The 17,591-nt window shown below is 73.1% G+C and carries 15 protein-coding genes; 8 read left to right on the forward strand and 7 right to left on the reverse strand.

The window, feature by feature from the left end:
* Positions 1–22: 22 nt before the first annotated feature.
* Positions 23–1,750, reverse strand: coding sequence for a DUF1996 domain-containing protein (locus J5X75_RS14135; RefSeq protein ID WP_307798072.1), 1,728 nt, complete (start codon positions 1,748–1,750; stop codon positions 23–25).
* Positions 1,751–1,982: 232 nt separating this feature from the next.
* Here J5X75_RS14135 and J5X75_RS14140 point away from each other — a divergent pair, with 232 nt between their 5' ends.
* The 4 genes from J5X75_RS14140 to J5X75_RS14155 all read left to right on the forward strand — a co-directional run bounded on the left by J5X75_RS14140 (position 1,983) and on the right by J5X75_RS14155 (position 5,592).
* Complete coding sequence (locus tag J5X75_RS14140; protein ID WP_208467820.1) at positions 1,983–2,684, forward strand: response regulator transcription factor; 702 nt, start codon at positions 1,983–1,985, stop codon at positions 2,682–2,684.
* Positions 2,681–3,694: a sensor histidine kinase gene (locus J5X75_RS14145; RefSeq protein ID WP_208467821.1), complete on the forward strand. Its 1,014-nt coding sequence runs from the start codon at positions 2,681–2,683 to the stop codon at positions 3,692–3,694. Before J5X75_RS14140 ends, J5X75_RS14145 begins: the two co-directional genes overlap by 4 nt.
* A gap of 17 nt (positions 3,695–3,711) precedes the next feature.
* Positions 3,712–4,425 carry a carbon-nitrogen hydrolase family protein gene (locus tag J5X75_RS14150; protein ID WP_208467822.1) on the forward strand — a complete coding sequence of 238 codons (714 nt, stop codon included), beginning with the start codon at positions 3,712–3,714 and terminating at the stop codon, positions 4,423–4,425.
* A gap of 114 nt (positions 4,426–4,539) precedes the next feature.
* Positions 4,540–5,592: a hypothetical protein gene (locus tag J5X75_RS14155; protein ID WP_208467823.1), complete on the forward strand. Its 1,053-nt coding sequence runs from the start codon at positions 4,540–4,542 to the stop codon at positions 5,590–5,592.
* 108 nt (positions 5,593–5,700) lie between these two features.
* Here the strand turns inward: J5X75_RS14155 and J5X75_RS14160 are convergent, their stop codons facing one another.
* Positions 5,701–6,903: a PQQ-dependent sugar dehydrogenase gene (locus J5X75_RS14160; protein WP_208467824.1), complete on the reverse strand. Its 1,203-nt coding sequence runs from the start codon at positions 6,901–6,903 to the stop codon at positions 5,701–5,703.
* 110 nt (positions 6,904–7,013) lie between these two features.
* Positions 7,014–7,670: a GNAT family N-acetyltransferase gene (locus tag J5X75_RS14165; protein WP_238487939.1), complete on the reverse strand. Its 657-nt coding sequence runs from the start codon at positions 7,668–7,670 to the stop codon at positions 7,014–7,016.
* Between the two features lie 89 nt (positions 7,671–7,759).
* On the opposite strand from J5X75_RS14165, the gene J5X75_RS14170 reads away from it, so the two are divergent.
* Entirely contained in the window at positions 7,760–8,383 is a 624-nt protein-coding gene (locus J5X75_RS14170) for a carbonic anhydrase (protein ID WP_307798073.1), read from the forward strand.
* Here J5X75_RS14170 and J5X75_RS14175 read toward each other — a convergent pair.
* Complete coding sequence (locus J5X75_RS14175; RefSeq protein ID WP_208467825.1) at positions 8,313–8,723, reverse strand: DUF1877 family protein; 411 nt, start codon at positions 8,721–8,723, stop codon at positions 8,313–8,315. The genes J5X75_RS14170 and J5X75_RS14175 overlap by 71 nt on opposite strands.
* A gap of 58 nt (positions 8,724–8,781) precedes the next feature.
* Here J5X75_RS14175 and J5X75_RS14180 point away from each other — a divergent pair, with 58 nt between their 5' ends.
* Together J5X75_RS14180 and J5X75_RS14185 are read left to right on the forward strand one after the other, a co-directional pair.
* Entirely contained in the window at positions 8,782–9,033 is a 252-nt protein-coding gene (locus tag J5X75_RS14180) for a hypothetical protein (RefSeq protein ID WP_208467826.1), read from the forward strand.
* Between the two features lie 165 nt (positions 9,034–9,198).
* The gene (locus J5X75_RS14185; RefSeq protein ID WP_208467827.1) at positions 9,199–10,008 is read left to right on the forward strand and encodes an SDR family oxidoreductase; all 810 of its coding nucleotides are present in this window, start codon (positions 9,199–9,201) and stop codon (positions 10,006–10,008) included.
* Here the strand turns inward: J5X75_RS14185 and J5X75_RS14190 are convergent.
* From J5X75_RS14190 to J5X75_RS14200, 3 genes are all read right to left on the reverse strand, one after another.
* Positions 9,980–10,699 carry an HAD family hydrolase gene (locus J5X75_RS14190; protein WP_208467828.1) on the reverse strand — a complete coding sequence of 240 codons (720 nt, stop codon included), beginning with the start codon at positions 10,697–10,699 and terminating at the stop codon, positions 9,980–9,982. The genes J5X75_RS14185 and J5X75_RS14190 overlap by 29 nt on opposite strands.
* Before the next feature lie 65 nt (positions 10,700–10,764).
* Entirely contained in the window at positions 10,765–11,745 is a 981-nt protein-coding gene (locus J5X75_RS14195) for an STAS domain-containing protein (protein ID WP_208467829.1), read from the reverse strand.
* A gap of 38 nt (positions 11,746–11,783) precedes the next feature.
* Entirely contained in the window at positions 11,784–13,769 is a 1,986-nt protein-coding gene (locus J5X75_RS14200; protein ID WP_208467830.1) for a SpoIIE family protein phosphatase, read from the reverse strand.
* A 441-nt stretch (positions 13,770–14,210) separates the two neighbouring features.
* Between J5X75_RS14200 and J5X75_RS45950 the strand changes: the two genes are divergently transcribed.
* Complete coding sequence (locus J5X75_RS45950) at positions 14,211–17,591, forward strand: CHAT domain-containing protein (protein ID WP_208467831.1); 3,381 nt, start codon at positions 14,211–14,213, stop codon at positions 17,589–17,591.

The following is a 17,591-nucleotide window of genomic DNA, read 5'->3' on the forward strand; positions in this document are numbered from 1 at the left end:
GTCGGACCGGGCGCGTGGCGGCTCAGGAGCAGTTCCTGCCGCGGTTGATGCAGGCGGTGATGCGGTTCATGGTCCGCGTGGAGTTGACGTTGATGAAGTCGTCGTGGTCGGAGAACGGGTTGTGGTTCTCCTCGGGGAAGCTGTCCAGGGCGTACTGTCCCCTGATCTGCACCTCGCGGGGGATGTCGTAGGAGATGGTGATCCTCAGCTGCGGGATGGCGACGAAGCCGCGCGGGCAGGCGCCGGTGGTCCGGTCGGCGAAGGCGACGTGGTTGCGGTGGTTGTCGCTGTCGATGTTCTTGCCGTCCCAGCAGCCGGGGAAGTCGTGCACACGCTGCACCTGGCGGCCGGCCGGGCAGATGGGGTACCTGTCGGAGATCCGGTCGGTGAAACCGGAGCAGGTCCAGCTGGCGCGGGCGTTGGCCGGGCCGCGGCTGGTGGGTTTGGCGTCACCGGTGAGAGCCCGCAAGAACCTCGGCATCGGTACGACCGGACCGGCCGCGTTGCCGCGATATTCGATGAGCACCTTCGCCGGACGTACGATGCCGCCGTTGTTGCCCGGAAGTTCGAAGTTCGGGCCCTGCGGCTCGGGCAGGGCGGCGGGGGCGGAGGGCGCGGCCGGCGGTGTGCTGGGCGCCGGCGTGCGGTCGAGGGTGCAGGTGGCGAGTGCTTCCAGGCCCTGCGGGCGGGGTCCCTGCCGGCCGATGGCGACGGCGATCCGGTCGAGCACCGCGGCGCGTTCGGCCCGCAGTGGGCCGAGGATGGCGTTGTCGACGAACGCCGCACCACCCTGGCCACGGCTGGTGACGAGGCGCTCGCCGGCCTCGGAGATCTGACGGTCGAGCTCGTCGAGGCTCCGGTCGACCTCGGCGACGGCTCGCCGCGGCACGCCGGGCAGTCTGTCGCGGACGGTGGGACATTGGATCCGCGGGTTCGCGACCCGGGCGGCGCCGGCGTGGGCGGGGCCGTGCATCCCGGCGTGCATGCCGTCGTAGCTGACGTCGCAGTCGACCAGGGAGACCAGGCTCGGACGGTCACCGCCGGCAGCGGTGATCGTGGCGCTGATGCCGCGGATCGTGGTGGCGCGCCGGTCCCGGAGCGCGTCCAGGACCTGCTTGTCGAGGGTGCTGTCGATGCGGCCGCGGCCGGCGGCCATCCGCACGTTGGCGGCGGCGTTCAGCCGGTCGAGTTCGGCCAGGAGACGGTCGACGGTCGCGCGGACGGCGGCGGGGACGGCGGGCAGCCGCTCCGCGACCGACGGGCAGACGACCATCGGGCGCGTCTGCGCCAGGGCCCGCTGAACCCGGCCGTCGTCGCGGGCGGTGCGGTCGATGCGCACGACCGGCCAGAAGTACGACGACCTGTCGCCATTGCGGCACGTGGTGCCGGAGGCGTCCAGGTCGGCGTCGGAGGAGTCGGCGGTGATGGCCAGGTTGCCGACGAAGTCGTGCACGTGCTCGGCGCCGTTCTTGATGCCGGGCTGCGCCACCGGGTTGTCCGGGCTGAACTTGCCGTTGCCGTTGGTGCCGCAGTCCACCGTGAACCGGCCGGTGGACGCGGCCGCGCCGGGTCTCGGGGTACGGACGTTCGGCCGTACGTCCTGGATCGGCACGAACCGGGCGGTGGCCGCGGTCCCGGCGTCCGCGGTGCCCTGGCCGCCGCTGGAGACGAACGTGACGGTCAGCGCGCCGGTTGCCGCCAGCACCGCCGCCGCCAGGGCGAACGCGGGCCGGCCGTTTCTGCGTTTCACGACAATCTCCTCGATGTCTCGGAGCCGAGGCTCTGGTGATCTCACGTCGCCGTCCGGTACGCGCCGTCGCGAGCCGAACGGTCAAGGCGCGACGGGTACGTCATCGTTCGGTAAGAACTCGCCACCGTGCGGCCCGATCCGCTCCCGGACCGTCAGCGGTGGATGGCGCCGTAAGGAATCCGAAAGACCCGGCGCGGGCGCAGGTGGACCGCGGCTCGGTAGCGTGGCCGGAATGGGACACCGGGTGCTGGTCGTCGACGACGACCCGACCGTCAGCGACGTGGTACGCCGCTACCTCGAACAGGCCGGCTGCGAGGTCACGCTGGCCGCCGACGGGGCCGACGGGCTCGCGGCCGTCGCCGCCCGGCAGCCGGACCTCGTGGTCCTCGACCTGATGATGCCCGGCGTCGACGGCCTCGAGGTGTGCCGCCGGATCCGGCACCGGCTGCCGCACCTGCCGGTCATCATGCTCACCGCGCTCGGCGACGAGGCCGACCGCGTGCTCGGGCTCGAGGTCGGCGCCGACGACTACGTCACCAAACCGTTCTCGCCCCGCGAGCTGGTGCTGCGCATCCAGTCGGTGCTGCGCCGCGCCGCCGCGCCGCCGGCCGCCTCCGGGACCCTCACCGACGCGGAACTGACCGTGGACACGGCCCGCCGCACGGCGACGTACGAGGGCACGCCGCTGTCGCTGACCGTCCGCGAGTTCGACCTGCTGGTCTTCCTCCTGCGCCACCCGGGGCGCGCCTGGTCACGCGGCGACCTGCTGGACCGGGTGTGGGGGTGGCAGTTCGGCGACCAGTCGACCGTCACCGTCCACGTCCGCCGCCTCCGCGAAAAGGTGGAGAAGGACCCGGCCGCTCCGCGGCGCATCCGCACCGTCTGGGGCGTCGGATACCGCTACGACCCCCTCGACGCGAGCACCGGCCGATGAAGGACACCCTGCTCATCGGGCTGTACTCGCTCATCGCCGGCGGCGTCGTCGGGCTGGCCGGCGCCGGCGCGCTCCGGCTGCTGCGCGGGCGCTCGATCCTGGTTCATGTCATGGTTCTGCTGGCGGTCACGGTGCTCGCCGTGGTCGCCGGTGTCGCCACCGTCGCGCGGGCCATGTTCCTGTCGCCGCACGACCTGTGGGTCGTGCTCGTCACGGTGAGCGCGTCGGCGGTGATCAGCCTGGCTGTCGGGGGCGTCTTCGGGCGCCGTCTGGCCGCCTCCGCGGTCTGGGCGCAAGCCGCCCGGGAACGCGAACGGCGACTGGAGGCCGGCCGGCGTGAGCTCGTCGCCTGGGTTTCGCACGACCTGCGGACGCCGCTGGCCGGGCTTCGGGCGATGGCCGAAGCCCTCGAGGACGGCATCATCAGCGATCGGCTCACCGTCGACGAGTACCACCGCCGGATCCGGGTGGAGACCGACCGCATGGCCCAGCTCGTCGACGACCTGTTCGAGCTGTCCCGGATCAACGCCGGAGCGCTGCGGCTGATGCCGATCACCGTACCGTTGGGTGAGGTGGTTTCCGACGCGCTCGCCGGCGTCGCGCCGCTCGCCGCCCGCCGCCGCATCCAGCTCCTCGCCGCCGACAGCGGCTGGCCGAACGTCCGGGCCGGTGAGCGGGAGATCGCCCGGATCGTCAGCAACCTGCTGATCAACTCGGTCCGGTACACGCCCGAGGACGGCACCGTGCACATCGCCGCCGGGCAGGATCGCGACCAGGTGTGGCTGGCCGTTTCCGACACCTGCGGCGGCATCCCCGAAGGCGACCTCGACCGGGTGTTCGACGTCGCGTTCCGCGGCGAACGCGCCCGCACCCCGGCGGTGGCCGTCTCCGGCGGCGGCGGTCTCGGGCTGGCGATCGTCCGCGGCCTCGTGGAGGCCCACGGTGGACACGTCGGCGTCCGCAACGCCGGGCGCGGCTGCACGTTCGAGGTGCGGCTGCCCGCGGGCTGACCTCGTACCATCGAGTGATGCGCATCGGGACTTGCCAGACTCCGGAGATCCTCGGGGACGTGGACGCCGCGGTGACGGTGGTCCGGCGTTTCGCTGAACGGGCCGTCGACCTTCTGCTGTTCCCGGAATGCTTCCTGCAGGGCTACCTGGTGACCGAGGAGCACGTCCACGGGCAGGCGTTCGAGATCGGGTCCGCGGCGTTCGGCTCGGTGCTGGCCAGGTTGGAGGAACTCCGGCCGGCACTGGTCATCGGCATGATCGAGCGCGACGGTCCGCGCTACTACAACACCGCGGTGGTCATCGACGGCGGCCGGGTCGTGGGCCGCTACCGCAAGACGTTCCTGACCAGCGGCGAATCGGTCTTCACCCGCGGGGACGACTATCCGGTCTTCCAGGTCGGAGGCGTCCGCTTCGGAATCAACATCTGCTACGACACCCGGTTCCCGGAAGCGGCGGCCGCCGTGGCCGCCGGCGGAGCGAGCGTGCTGCTGGTGCCGGCGCAGAACATGATGCGCCGCGAGAAGGCGGTCTGGTGGCAGGACCGGCACCACGAGATCCGCGCCTGCCGGGCCCGCGAGACCGGCATGTGGCTGGCCTCCGCCGACGTCACCGGCGAACGCGATCCCGACCGGATCGGGCTCGGCCCGACCGGCTTCCTCAGCCCTACCGGAGAGGTCACCGCCCGGGTTCCCCTCGGACAGACCGGCATGGTCGTCGCCGACATCCGGTAGCCGGTGCGCGCCTCGGTACGCCGCACCCATGGATCCTGATCGGTTCGATCTACGGGAGGAAGCGCTCGGGCCCGAAGTCAGCTATTTGTCGTACGGGCGGTGCATGATCCCGGCATGGGATGGACGGAACTGCTTCCTGAGCCCGGCGACGAGCCGGCCGATCTTGTCGCGCCGCCGAGAAGGCGGGTGGCCAACGGCTTCACCCGGGACACGCCGCTGCCCGATCCGGCGACGGTCGGGGTGGCCGACGCGGTGGAGGCCGCCGAGACCGCCCTGGCCTACCGATCGCCCGAGGCGAAACGTGCCATCCGGGCGTGGCCTGCCGGCCTTCGGCGGCAGATGGTCATGTGGATGCACAGGAAAGCCGTCACCGAGTGGTGGAAGTACGCGCCGAGCGACGGCCCGGTGCGCGACATTCCGGCCCTGACCGACGGGATCAGCTGGACGCGATCCGAGTTGGCGTGGGCACTGCGGACCGCCGACGGTTACGGGCAGTTCGACGGCGCCGGCTTCATCCTGCCCGGCCTGATCGCGACATCGCTGACCGACGCGGAGCTCGACGGCTTCGGGCCCGTGCTGGAAGCGGTGTTCGACGCCTTCATCACCGAACAGAGCACCCCGAGCAGGGTCCGCGCGAAGCTCGGCGAGCTGTACGGCACGGCCTTCGCCCGGGCCACCGGCGAACTGCCGCTGGACCTGCTGCCCTGGCACGATCCGTTCGGCGAACTCGCCAGCGAAAGCCTCCCGGAGATGTCCGAGCCAGGCGTCGAACGGGCGCTGCGGCACGCCCTGTCACTGAAGAGCGTGATCCCGTCGAAGGCGTGGCTGTCCAGGGCCACCGTGGCGCCGATCGTCCCCGCGGTGCTGACCTGCTTTTCGGGGTACCGGGGCCGGGTCACCGCCGGGACCGACCAGCTGCTCCGCGGCCTGGCGTGGACGCTGTCACGAGACCCGTCCGACGAGGCGACCGCGCTGCTCTGCCAGGTGGCGATCACAGCCGGATCGAGCGGCCCCCGCGCGCCGCAGACAACGGCCGCCGCCGTGGAGATCCTGGCGACCCGCTCCGGCCCCGGGCCCACCCGAGCACTCGGCGAGCTGTCCGGCATCGTGACGAAGACGGTGCTCGCGAGGGTGAAGGTCGCGATGAGTCGCCTGCCCGCGAGCTGACCTGCGACGGCTTGCCCAGCGCGGCACGCTGCCCGACCAGCCGCCGTCAGGTCGGCCGGTCGGTGGCCCGCCTCACCGGCTCCCGGTGAGGCGGGCGGATCACTCACGTCAGGCCGGCGGAGCCACCTCGAACCGGACCCGGCTCAGCCATCCCGGGTAGTCGCTGAGCACGTAGAGTTCGCCGCGCGCGTCGGTGCCGATCGCGGTCGGCTGGGTGGGGAGGTTTCCGATCGTGGCGGTCTCGTAGGTGCCGTCGTTCCGGGGCCGGATGGCGTAGACGCGGGGCGCGCAGTAGTCGCTCGCGACGTAGGTGCCCCAGGCTTCGGGGGTCCGGGTCCCTCGGTAGACCACGCCGCCGATCACCGAGCAGCTCTCGGTGAGGAAGTGTTCGTACTCGAAGACCGGGTCGACGTACCGGACGCCGGGCCGGCACTGCTCCGCGTCGAACACCGGGGTGCCCTCCTTGCAGGACCAGCCGAGGTTCGCCCCGCCCTGCCAGGGGCGGATGTGGTTGACCTCTTCGACCAGGCCCTGGCCGACGTCGCCGATCCACAGCGAGTTGTCGACCGGGTCGACGGAGAACCGCCACGGGTTGCGCAGCCCGTAGAGCCAGATCTCCGGCCGCGCGCCCGGCGTACGGACGAAGGGGTTGGTGGCGGGCACGCAGTAGGGCTTCGCCCCGCAGGCGCGGTTGACGTCGATCCGCACGATCTTGCCGAGGAGGGTGCCGAGGTCCTGACCGGCCTTGAACGGGTCGTTGGCGTGGCCGCCGTCGCCGGTGGACCAGTAGAGGTAGCCGTCGCGGCCGAACGCGACCTGTCCGCCGTTGTGGTTGCCGTACTCGGCGTGCTCCTGGGTGAGCAGCACCTGGAGGCGTTCGGGGGCGCTGATGGGCAGCCGGGCCAGGGTGAGCGCGCCGGCCGGCAGGCTGGTGTAGGCCACGTAGAGGATGCCGGTTCGTGCGAAGTTCGGCGCGGGGGTGATGCCGAGCAGGCCTCGTTCGTTGTCGGAGGAGTCGATGCGGGCGGTCAGGTCGAGCACCGGTTCGGCCGCCAGGCCGGTGTCGGGGTGGTAGGCGCGGACGGTGCCGTTCTTCTCCGCGATCAGCAGCCGGCCGTCGGGCAGCCCGGTGATGGCGATCGGGCGCTGGAGACCGGAGGCCACCTGTTCGGTCGCCACGGTGAGTTCGGTGAGTGGCACGGCGCGGCGGGGAGTGCCGGCCGCCGGCACCGACGCCGGCAGGATCGCGGACAGGGCCAGAACGAGCAGGGCGGCCAGCATGGTGGCCGGGCGACGACGACGTCGCGACATGGTCGGCTCCTTGAGCAGAGTGGCGGACGCGGCACGGGAGCGCTCCCACAATACATCGAAACCTGACAATGCGTGGGCGTCGCCCGGTCCGGGTGTGACAGCCCGTCGCGCTACCGGCCGTTCGCCGAGGGGACGGCCAGGCGCTCCAGCCGGGCGCCGAGCCGCTGCCGGATGTCGGGCCAGTCGTCGTCGACGATCGCGTAGAGGACGGTGTCGCGCCAGGAACCGTCGGCGCGGCGCCGGTGCTTGCGCAGCACACCCTCCTTGCGGGCGCCGAGGCGTTCGATCGCGGCCTGCGCCCGCTCGTTGCGGATGTCGGTGACGAGCGTCACCCGTACCGCGTCGAGGGTTTCGAAAGCGAAGGTCAGCATCAGCAGCTTCGCCTCGACGTTGATGCCGGAATGCCACCATTGTTGCCCGAGCCACGAGTAGCCGATCATCACGGTGCGCAGGTTCGGCTCGGGTTCGGCGAACGAGGTGGTGCCGGCGAACCGGCCACTGGCGACCTCTATCTGGGCGTACGGCAACCGGCGGCCGCGGGCCCGTGCGGCGAGTGCCGCGGTGATGTGCCGGCCGGCGTCCGGCACCGTGACCGGATACTCCAGAGCCGCGCCGGGTGGGCTCTGCCAGCGGAAGATCTCCGCCGCCTGCTCCGGCGCACCGGTCGCGGCCAGGTACCCGGCGGCGTGTTCGATCGTCAGTGGTTCGAGCCGCACGAGACGACCGGCCAGCACCGGCATCGCGTACCAGAGATCATCGTCTGCCATGTCGGCCATCATGAACCAGCGCGGCCGATCCGGGCCGCCCGGGTGGCGGCCGCCTTCCCACCCGGTGACCGGCGTGTCATCCTCCAACTGTGGAACCGGGACGGTTGTTCTCCGATCCGACAGCCGCGCCGATCCCGCCGCAACCGGCGGCCCCGGACCGCGGCCGGCCGGACCCGGTCGAGGCGCTGGCCCGGCTCCGCGCGGGCAACGCCCGATTCATCGCGAACACCTCGCCGCCCGGCGGCGGCTCGCAGCCCTTCGCGGTCGTCGTCGGCTGCATCGATGCCCGGGTGCCGGTGGAAACGGTGTTCGGGCAGGGCGCCGGAGCGATCTGCGTCGTCCGGTCCGCCGGCCACGTGCTGGACCGCGCCGTGACGGGTTCGGTCGAGTTCGCGGTGACCGAACTGCGGGTGCCGCTGGTGGTCGTGCTCGGCCATGACGACTGCCGCGCGGTGGCGGCCGCGTACGAGGCGGTCCGCACCGGACGCCGGCCGGCCGGCGCCCGCCAGTTCCTGATCGACCAGATCACCCCCGCGATACCGGCGGCCGCATCGGCCGGCCACAGCCTCGACAAGGCCACGCGCGACCACATCCGCCGGACGGTGGCCGCGCTCCGGCAAGCCGCCTACCTACGAGAGGCGTTCACCGCCCGCCGCATCGACGTCGTCGGCGGGCTCTACCGGCTGGAGAGCCGGCGCGTCGAGATGGTGTAGCCGCGCGCGCACGGTACGGGGACATCCCTCGGTCACTGGTCGACGGTGAAGACGACCGCAGGTGCGCCACGATGTAGTCGTCGCCGTCGTGGTGGTGGCCGCCGCCGAGGACCGTCATGTCGAGTGGGGACAGGCGCCTGCCGCAGCCGAGGGTGCCGTCGCTCAGGCACCGGTGGATGGCATCCCACGCCTTGTCGGTTCCGCAGTCCAGCGGCTCGCCCGCCCAGTCGCCCATGTCGAGTTCCTCGACGAAGGCGCGGACCTCGGCGTCGTCGCGCGTCGCCATGAGCGCGGTCTCCTGCTCGTCGGTCAGCGCAAAGTACGTTCCGCGGCATGCCATGGCCAGGATGGTACGGAGACGGCTGACCCGCTGTGGCACGGACGCGGGCCGTGGTTGGATGTGGCTCGTGAGCAGCACGTGGGATGAGGAGTTCGCCCCGTCGGCCGGTGCCCTGAACACCTTGCGCTGGGCGTACGAGATGGGCGCGACGACGTTGGGTGAGGCGTACGACCTGCTCGACCAGTTCGAACTCAGCAACGACGTTCCCGAGGTGCTGGGCCACGACGACACGGTGGAGAACGTCCGGGAGGAGTTCGAGTTCGGCCTGGAGACGGTCGGTCCCGACACCCCACTGACGACTCTGCTGTGACGTGGCTCCGTCGCGGCTCACGGCGCGACGGACGACGGGACGGTGGGGATCGCCGAACGCGGATCGGTGCCGGCGAACACGAGCCCGATGACGAATCCGGCGCGGCGACTCGTCAGTACGGCTCCCCGAGGTGTGCGGGTCCCCGTCGCGGGTATCCGGCCCGGCATGCCGCAACGCTTCCATGACTACGACCGGGTGGCGATCGTCACCGGCTCGGACTCCGGCATCGGCGAGGCCACCGCCGTCGCCCTGGCCGAGGCCGGCTTCGACGTCGGTGTGACGTACCGCTCCGACGACGCCGGCGCCCGGGAGACGGCCGGCAAGGTTCGCGACGCCGGCCGTCGCTGTGAGGTCCGCCGGCTGGATCTGGTCGGGCTGCCGGGCGCCGCCGACGTCATCGACGACCTGGCCGACGCTCTCGGCGGCCTGGGGGTGCTGGTCAACTGCGCCGGCACGGGTATCGCCACCCCGGTCGTGGACACCAGCTGGGAGGACTGGCGTGAGGTCCTGGCCGTCGATCTGGACGGCCCGTTCCTCTGCGCCCAGCGCGCCGCCCGCCGCATGCTCGCCGCCGGCCGTGGCGGCCGCATCATCAATGTCACCAGCGTGCACGAGCACGCCCCGCGGGTCGGTTCCGGCGCGTACTGCGCGGCGAAGGGCGGTTTGGGACTGCTCACCAAGGTGCTGGCCCAGGAGCTGGCGGCCGCCGGGATCACCGTGAACGCGGTCGCCCCCGGGGAGATCGCCACGGCGATGACCGGTAACGAGGATGTCGACCCGCACACGGTGGCCCGCCCGGGCATCCCGGCCGGCCGGCCCGGAGACGCCAACGAGGTCGCTGCGGTGATCAGCATGCTCGCCTCGCCCGGGGCCGCCTATGTCACCGGCGCCTCGTGGGTGGTCGACGGCGGCATGCTGCTGATGGGCCCCCAGGCCGGCTCGCACCTCACCTCCGGCGACTGGCGTGCGGGCTGAGCGTGAGCGGGGTCAGCAACGCGGGCAGGGCGGCCATGTCGGTGAACGTGTGCGTGGCGCCGGCGGCCAGCAGCACCTGCGGGGTGTTGTGGGCGGGGCTTCCCGGCGGGCAGTAGCCGAAGACGGTGGCTCCGGCGGCCACTCCGGCCCGTACGCCGGTCGGGGTGTCCTCGATGACGGCGGCGCGGGCCGGGTCGACGCCGAGGGCGGCCGCGGCGGCCAGGTAGACGTCGGGGGCCGGCTTGCTGCGGGGCGTCTCCATCCCGCTGAAGATCTTGCCGTCGAACACCGCGTCCAGGCCGGCCTTGGCCAGCTGCAACTCGACCTTGTGGCGGTCGGCGCCGCTGGCGCAGGCCACGCTGCCTCGGTACTGCCGGTCGATCTCGTGGACGGCGGCGACCGCGCCGGGGATCGGCTGCAGGTCGCGGACGAGGGCGTCGTTGCGGCGTTCGCGGAAGTCGGCGAGCCACGCGTCGGTCACGGTGAAGCCGGTGTGCGCGGTGATCACCGCGGTCTCGTCGCGCAGCGCCCGGCCGACGAACAGCCGGAAGCAGTCGGCCTCGGAGACCTGCCAGCCGAGTTCGTGCAGCATCGACCGGAGGACGCTGTTGGTGATGCGTTCGGAGTCGACGAGCACCCCGTCGCAGTCGAAGAGCACGGCGTCGAACGGGAGCGCAGCGGTTTCCACCATGGCGGTGACCATAACGGTGCGTGATCCGGCGCGGCCATGACCGGGCGCACACCGGGGACCGGCGGTCAGACGACCCCGATCTCGCCCACCGGCGTCGGCGACGGGAGCCGTCCGGAGAGAGCGGTCACGAGCGGCGTCGCGGCGTCGAGGGCCAGCAGCGTACGCGCGCCGTCGTGACCGGGATCGATCAGCACGTGGCCGCGCACGCCCCGGGCCGTGCAGTGGCGTATGGCGGCGAGCACGGCGCGTGCTCCGGCGACCGCGAGCAGATCGATCCCGCTCAGGTCGATGACGAGCTCCTGTCCGGGCGCCAGGGTCGCGATCGTCCGCTCGGCGAGGGCGGTGAGATCGGCGGCGGTGAGCACGTCCACCGTGCCCCGCACGGTGAGCGTGACCAGGTCACCGGCGGTCCGGGAGACGACCAGGTCGATGGTCGTGTCCCGGCCGGCCACCGCCGTGACGTGCGCCAGGGCGCGGGCCGCGACCTCGGCGAGACGTTCCTGGCCCGGCCGCCGGCCCGGGGTCTCGTGGTGCAGTCCCAGCACGCCGAGCAGGCCGCCGTGATCGGCGTACAGGGGATAGTGGTGAACGGCGCGCGTCACCGTGTCGAGCCCCGCCAGGACCGGGTGGCCGGCGACGTCGTCGACCAGCACCGGGCCGCCGGTGCGCAGCACGATCCCGCACAGCGACGCGGCCGACCCGGCGTGCTCGACGAACGCGTCGGTCACCCCGCGATGACGGACGATCCGCGCCGTTCCGCCGGCCGGGTCCACGGTGTACAGGACACAGCCGTCGGCTCGCGCGGAGGCGGCGATGACGATCGCGGTGAGCACCACCGGGCGGTCGGCCAGCCGCAGGAAGTCCTCGGCCGTCAGCGTCTCCGGCGCCGCACGCAGCCGGTGCCGGAAGACCTCCAGCAGCGCCCGGCGGCTGGCCCGCATCTCCGCGTCGATCAGGCCCTGCTGCGCCAGCCGCAACGACCGTACGGCGGCGGCTCCGGCACGCGGACCGCCCGCTGCGGGGGTGGGATTCGACCGGTTCGGCATGGGTCACCGCCCGGCCCCGGAACCGCTGTTCATCGACGTCATCCGAGGTGCGGGTCGCGGGTGAGGTGCGGCAGGCCGACCAGGCTGAGCACGTGCTGTGCGGTGCTTCCGGCCGGGGCGAACAACCGCAGCGGATACCGGAGTTCGCCGTCCGTGCCGGGGTTGGTGCGGTGGAGTTCGGCGACGCCGGCGCTGGCCAGATGCGTGACCGCGGTGAGGTCGACGACCAGCTCGTGCGTACCGCCGAGGGTGTGCCGGTCCAGTTCGGCGCGCAGCTGATGCGCGGTGTCCGAGTCCAGCGGGCCGTGCACGGCGATCCGGCTGGCCGGCGCGTGCGGCTGGTCGAGGATCAGCAGCAGGTCGGCGACCTTCTCCGCGACCGGGCGCGACATCCCGGCGCCGATCCGGTCGGCGGTCAGCAGCCGCGCCGGGCGGGAGAGCCGCCGCCGTACGGTGACGGTCGTGCCGTCGTCGCGACGGTCGACGGTGAGGTCGTCGACGAAACCGGCGGTCATGGACAGCCCCAGCCCGTGATCCCTGCGGAAGTCGTCGTCGCCCGGCCGGGCCCGCTCCCGCCATCGGCCGTCGTCCGCGACGCTGAGCCGGGCCTCGCCTGATTCGTCCAGGTCGGCGGTGACGGTGACCGTGGTGTGCGCGGCATCCGGCCGGGCGTGCTGGTAGGCGTTCGTGACCAGCTCCACGGCGGCGTGCACGAGGGACATCCGGTCGTCGTCGCCGGCCTCCAGCGCCGACACCCAGTCCTGCACCGCGGTACGGCAACCGCGGACGGCCGCCTCCGCCGTCGTACGCAGACGCAGCCGCGGCACGCCCCGGCGCCGCTGGGCGGCCAGCAGCGTGATGTCGTCGGCATGCCCGCTCTGCCGGACCAGCAGCTCCAGCGTCTGCGTGCACGCCTTCTCCACCGCCGACGACCGGGTGTCGCCGTGGAAACCGCGCCCGGCGACCACGTCGCCGACGACCAGGGACAGCTCGGCGGTGGCGGCGGCCGGCTCCCGGCCGGGGCGTTCGATGATGCCGTCACTGTAGAGCAGGACCACCTCGTCCGGTTCCAGGCGGTCACGCATCACCCGATAGGAGGCGCCGGCGCCCAGCGGCCCGTCCCCGGACACCGGCAGGAAGCGGGCGCCACCGGAGCCGGCGACCAGTGGTGGCGGATGACCCGCCGAACACCACGTCAACGTCCCGTCCCCGGGATCGAGCAGCACCACGCAGACGGTCGCGGCACGGGCGCCCGGCACCCGTCGCGCCATCCGGTCCACGGCCGCGAACGCCGCCCGGACGTCACCGGACTCCGCCAGCCGATCCTGCAGCACCGCCCGCAACTGCCCCATCGCCGCGGACGCCCGCACCCCGTGCCCGACCACGTCACCGACGACCAGCGCCACCGGCCCGCCCGGCAGCGGCACGACGTCGAACCAGTCCCCGCCCGCGGCGGTCTCCTCGTCGGCGAGCAGGTAGCTGGCCGCCACCTCGGCGCCGGGCAGCACCGGCAGCCCGGCCGGCAGCAACTCCCGCTGCAACGCGCCGACCACGTCACGGGCCCGTTCGTACCGGCGCTGGGCCTCGGCGGCCTGCGCCTGAACGGCCTGGCGTTCCCGTACCCGTGCCGTCACATCCTGCACGTGCACGACCACCCCGGCGGGCTCGCCGTCCGGCCCCAGCCGGGCGGTCGTGTCGAAGTCGAGGAAGATCTCCACCGGCTCCCCGGCCTCCGGATGGTCGTAGTGGATCCGGAAGTCGCGCACCGACTCCGATCGGCCGGTGGCGAGGACCCGGTCGAAGACCGCGCTCGCCCGCTGCCCGGTCAGTTCCGGGAAGACCTCCAGCAACGGCACGCCGATCACGTCGTCACGGCCGATGTACCGCCGGTACATCCCGGTCAGCGCCCTGATGCGATGCCGCGGCCCCTCCATCCCGATCACCATCAGCGGCATCTCGTCGAACAGCCGGTAGACGAACTCCGGATCCCCCGCCGGCCACACGCCGTCCGGTCCGTCCACCATGGGCCCACCCTCCCGGATATCCGCCGATCACCGACAAGGGGTATCACCCTTCGGCGGCTCACCGAGGGATCCCACGCCGCCACGACGGCGGGGCGAGGTCCGCGTTCCGTCCAACCCCTTCTTCCGGTACGCGTGACATCGTCCCGCCGCATGTGGACCGTCCCGTCCGCGCTACGCGGGCTCACCGGGTGGTCCCGCCCGTGCCGCCGCATCCGGGCGGAGATCGGTGCCTCCGCGGGCCGGCCTCGGCGTTTCCGCACCCGCCTGCCGCCGGTGACGCTCCGGCCGGTGGGCTCTCAGCGGGCGCCGAGACAGCACCCGCGACCAGCCATACAAGATCAGCCACCTGCATGGGGATAACCGACCGGAGGATTGCCCTCCGGCCACGGTGGACGGATATTCGTGCTGGTTTGTCACCGTACGCCGAACGGAGTGGCCCTCGTGGGAGATGCACCGCCGACCGCCGGTGCCTCCCCGTCGCGTGTCGCGCTGGAGCGGCGACTTCGCGCGTTCGAGATCGACGGTGACGCGGCGGCGATTCTCGAGCCGACCGCCGTCGCCGACGCCGTCCGGCTGTGGCACGCCACCCGCGGCGACGAGCGGGAGCGGCAGGCGGCCGCGGTGCTGACCGCGCGGCTGCACTGGCACCGCTTCCACCTGCTCGCGCCCGGCGCCGGCGAACGGGACGGGCTCACCGCCCGATCGCTCACCGGGCACCTCGACACGACCGCGCGCCATCTGCTCCCGCAACTGCTCGGCCCGATGCCCGGCGACCTGTTCCGCGACGGGTACGGCGGCATCACCCCCGAACGGTTGCACGACCGGGCCTCGGCGATGGTGCACGGCCGACGGACGCCGCTCACGGTCGGCACGCTCGTGTCGGCGGCCATCCTGTGGCGGGCGGCCGCCGCCGGCACCCCGGAGGACGACCCGCGTCACGCCGAGTACCTGTTCCAGTTCACCACCATGGTGCGGCCGCTCGCCGAGCGCTGCGCGGACATGGGCCTGCTGTCCGAGGCGGCCCGCGTCGGCGACATCGCGGCCGCCGCCGAGGCCGAGGTGCCGTTGCGGATCCTGCGCACCATGCACGTCGGCGTGATGCTGCTGGCGCTCTACGCCGACTCCTTCGACCCGGCCCTGCTCCCCCGCATCGTGGCGGGCAACCGTCTGGTCCTGCGGCTGATCCCCGGTGACTTCCCGGACCGGCCGACCCTGCTGCACAACCAGGGCGACATGCTGCTCCGGTCGTACCGCCATTCGAACGACCCCGGCGAGCTGGCCGAGGCCGTCGGCGTCATGCGCGCCGCGATCGACGCTGATCCGTCCGCGTCACCCGAGCAACGCTTCGACTTCGCCGAGGCGTTGCGCCTGCTCTGCCTCGCCACCGACGACGCCGCCCTGGTAGACGAGGCCCAGCGGACGCTCGCGCTCGCGGGCGACGCGCCCAAGGTGCTGGCCGCCCGCGGCCAGGTGCTGCGGATGCTCTTCGAGCGCGACGGCGGGCCGCACCGGCTGGCCGAGGCGGTGGCCTGTGGGCGGGCCGCGGTCGAGGCCGCCACCGGCGACGACGCCCGGCACGGCGAGCACCTCCTCTATCTGAGCAGCACGCTCGACACGGTGTACGAGAACGGCGGCGACCTCGAGGTGCTGCGCGAATCGGTACGGCTCGGGCAGCGGGCGGTCGAACTCGCGTTGCCCGGCCTGCGCGGCGGCTATCAGTCCAACCAGGGACGCCGCCTCCAGCTGCTGTTCGAGCGCACCGGCGACACCGAGGCGCTGCGTGACGCGATCCGCCTGAGCCGGCTCGCGATCGCCGACGTGCCCGCCGGGCACGAGGACCGGCCGCGCCGGCTCAACCACCTGGCCACCAGCCTGCTGCAACTCCACCTGCGTACGGACGAGATCGGACCACTGGTGGAGGCGGTGCGGCTGGGCCGGGAGGCGGTCGCCGACGCCACGCGGGGCATGGCCCGTAACCGGTACCGCAAGAATCTGGCCAGCGCGCTGGGGCGGCTGCACGAGGTCGTCGACGATCCGGCGGCTCTCGCCGAGGCGGTCGCCGCGGTACGCTCCGCGGTCGAGGAGACGCCGGCGCACGTACCCGAATACGCGGTCTACCTGCTGACGCTGGCGAACCTCTCGACGGCCGGGGAGGCGGTCGCGATCCTCCGTACCGCGCTCGACCGCGCCGCGCCCGGTCACGCCGCCTACCCGCATCTCCAGCTCGCTCTCGCCCGGCACCTCGACGGCGCCGAGGCCGCCGAGCTCTACCGTCAGGTCGGCGACGCCCCGGCCGCGGCGCCCGCGGTACGCATCGCGGGCCACCGGCGGGCGTCGATCCTCACCCTGATCGGCGGCGACCCGGCGACGGCCCTGGCCGACCTGGAGAACGCCGTCGCGCTGCTGCCCCTGGCCACCGCCCGGACCCTGGACCGCGCCGACCGCGAGCACCAGCTGGGCCGGTTGACCGGCCTGCCGGACCAGGCCGCCCGTACCGCGGTCGCCGCCGGCCGGCCGGACCGCGCCGTCGAGCTGCTCGAACAGACCCGCGGACTGCTCGCCGCCGAGATCTACGCGACCTCCGGCAGCGACATGGCGAGGCTGCGACAGGAGCACCCGGAGCGGGCCGCCGGCCTGGACGATCTGCGGATCCGGCTGGCGGGTCCCGATCCGGCCGACCGGGTCCGCGCACACGCGGCGTGGACCGCGCACATCGAGGAGATCCGGCGACTCGACGGCTTCGGCGGGTTCCTCGAGCCGCCGGCCGCGCGGCGACTCGCCGCGCAGGCGTGCGAGGGCCCGGTGGTGTACCTGACCGCCGACGCGACCGGTCGCGCCCTGGTGCTGCGCGACACCGAGGCGCCGGTCACCGTCGTTGACCTGCCCGATCTCACCGTCGACGCGGTAGCCGACCGTGTCACCGCCCTGCACCTGGCGCTGGCCGCCGATCCGGCCGGCGGCCAGGACGACCTTCACGACCTGCTCGAATGGCTGTGGGACGCGGTCGCCGGGCCGGTGCTGGACGTCCTCGGGTTCACCGGCCCGCCGGACGGCGACTGGCCCCGGCTCTGGTGGTGCCCGGTCGGCGTGCTCGCCATGCTGCCGATCCACGCGGCCGGACACCATCGCGACGACAGCGGGCGCACCACCGTGGACCGCGTCGTCAGCTCCTACCTGTCGACCGTCCGCAGCCTCGAACACACGCGGTCGGCCGCGCCGTCCGCCACCCGGGCGACGCTGACCGTGGCGGCGCCCGTGGTCCCCGGCTATCCGGAGCTGCCGGGCGCGGCGGCGGAGTCACGCCTGATCAGTGAGCTCGTCCCCGGCGCCCGGCGGCTGACGGACCCGACCCGCGACCGGGTGCTCGCCGCCCTGGCCGAGCACTCGGTGGCTCATTTCGCCTGCCACAGCGAGCTGCGGCTGGACGACCCCGGCCGTAGCCTGCTCGCCCTGCCCGATCACCGTACGGCGCCGCTGACCGTGTCCGACATCGCCGGACGCCGCTTCCCGCACGAACTCGCCTACCTGTCGGCCTGCAGCACCGCGTTCGGCAACCCGTTGCTGGCCGACGAGGCCGTCCACATCACCGGAGCGTTTCACCTGGCCGGTTACCGGCACGTCATCGGCACCCTCTGGCCGGCCGGCGACGCCGCCGGGTCCTGGATGGCCCGCACGTTCTTCGCCGCCCTCACCGGCGACGGCACCCACCCACCGGACACCGGCCGGGCCGCCGTGGCGCTGCACCACGCCACCCGCGATCTACGGCGGCTGTCGCTCGACGCGCCCACCCTGTGGGCCAACTTCACACACACCGGAGCCTGA

Origin of the sequence: Actinoplanes flavus (assembly GCF_017592555.1) — a bacterium.
Classification (GTDB): domain Bacteria; phylum Actinomycetota; class Actinomycetes; order Mycobacteriales; family Micromonosporaceae; genus Actinoplanes; species Actinoplanes flavus.

What these genes read in the sequence shown, in the direction of transcription:
- J5X75_RS14140 (WP_208467820.1), top strand. Translation starts at nt 1,983, where the DNA reads ATGGGACACCGGGTGCTGGTCGTCGACGACGACCCGACCGTCAGCGAC.
- J5X75_RS14145 (WP_208467821.1), top strand. Translation starts at nt 2,681, where the DNA reads ATGAAGGACACCCTGCTCATCGGGCTGTACTCGCTCATCGCCGGCGGC.
- J5X75_RS14150 (WP_208467822.1), top strand. Translation starts at nt 3,712, where the DNA reads ATGCGCATCGGGACTTGCCAGACTCCGGAGATCCTCGGGGACGTGGAC.
- J5X75_RS14155 (WP_208467823.1), top strand. Translation starts at nt 4,540, where the DNA reads ATGGGATGGACGGAACTGCTTCCTGAGCCCGGCGACGAGCCGGCCGAT.
- J5X75_RS14160 (WP_208467824.1), bottom strand. Translation starts at nt 6,903, where the DNA reads ATGTCGCGACGTCGTCGTCGCCCGGCCACCATGCTGGCCGCCCTGCTC.
- J5X75_RS14165 (WP_238487939.1), bottom strand. Translation starts at nt 7,670, where the DNA reads ATGGCAGACGATGATCTCTGGTACGCGATGCCGGTGCTGGCCGGTCGT.
- J5X75_RS14175 (WP_208467825.1), bottom strand. Translation starts at nt 8,723, where the DNA reads ATGGCATGCCGCGGAACGTACTTTGCGCTGACCGACGAGCAGGAGACC.
- J5X75_RS14180 (WP_208467826.1), top strand. Translation starts at nt 8,782, where the DNA reads ATGTGGCTCGTGAGCAGCACGTGGGATGAGGAGTTCGCCCCGTCGGCC.
- J5X75_RS14185 (WP_208467827.1), top strand. Translation starts at nt 9,199, where the DNA reads ATGCCGCAACGCTTCCATGACTACGACCGGGTGGCGATCGTCACCGGC.
- J5X75_RS14190 (WP_208467828.1), bottom strand. Translation starts at nt 10,699, where the DNA reads ATGGTGGAAACCGCTGCGCTCCCGTTCGACGCCGTGCTCTTCGACTGC.
- J5X75_RS14195 (WP_208467829.1), bottom strand. Translation starts at nt 11,745, where the DNA reads ATGCCGAACCGGTCGAATCCCACCCCCGCAGCGGGCGGTCCGCGTGCC.
- J5X75_RS14200 (WP_208467830.1), bottom strand. Translation starts at nt 13,769, where the DNA reads ATGGTGGACGGACCGGACGGCGTGTGGCCGGCGGGGGATCCGGAGTTC.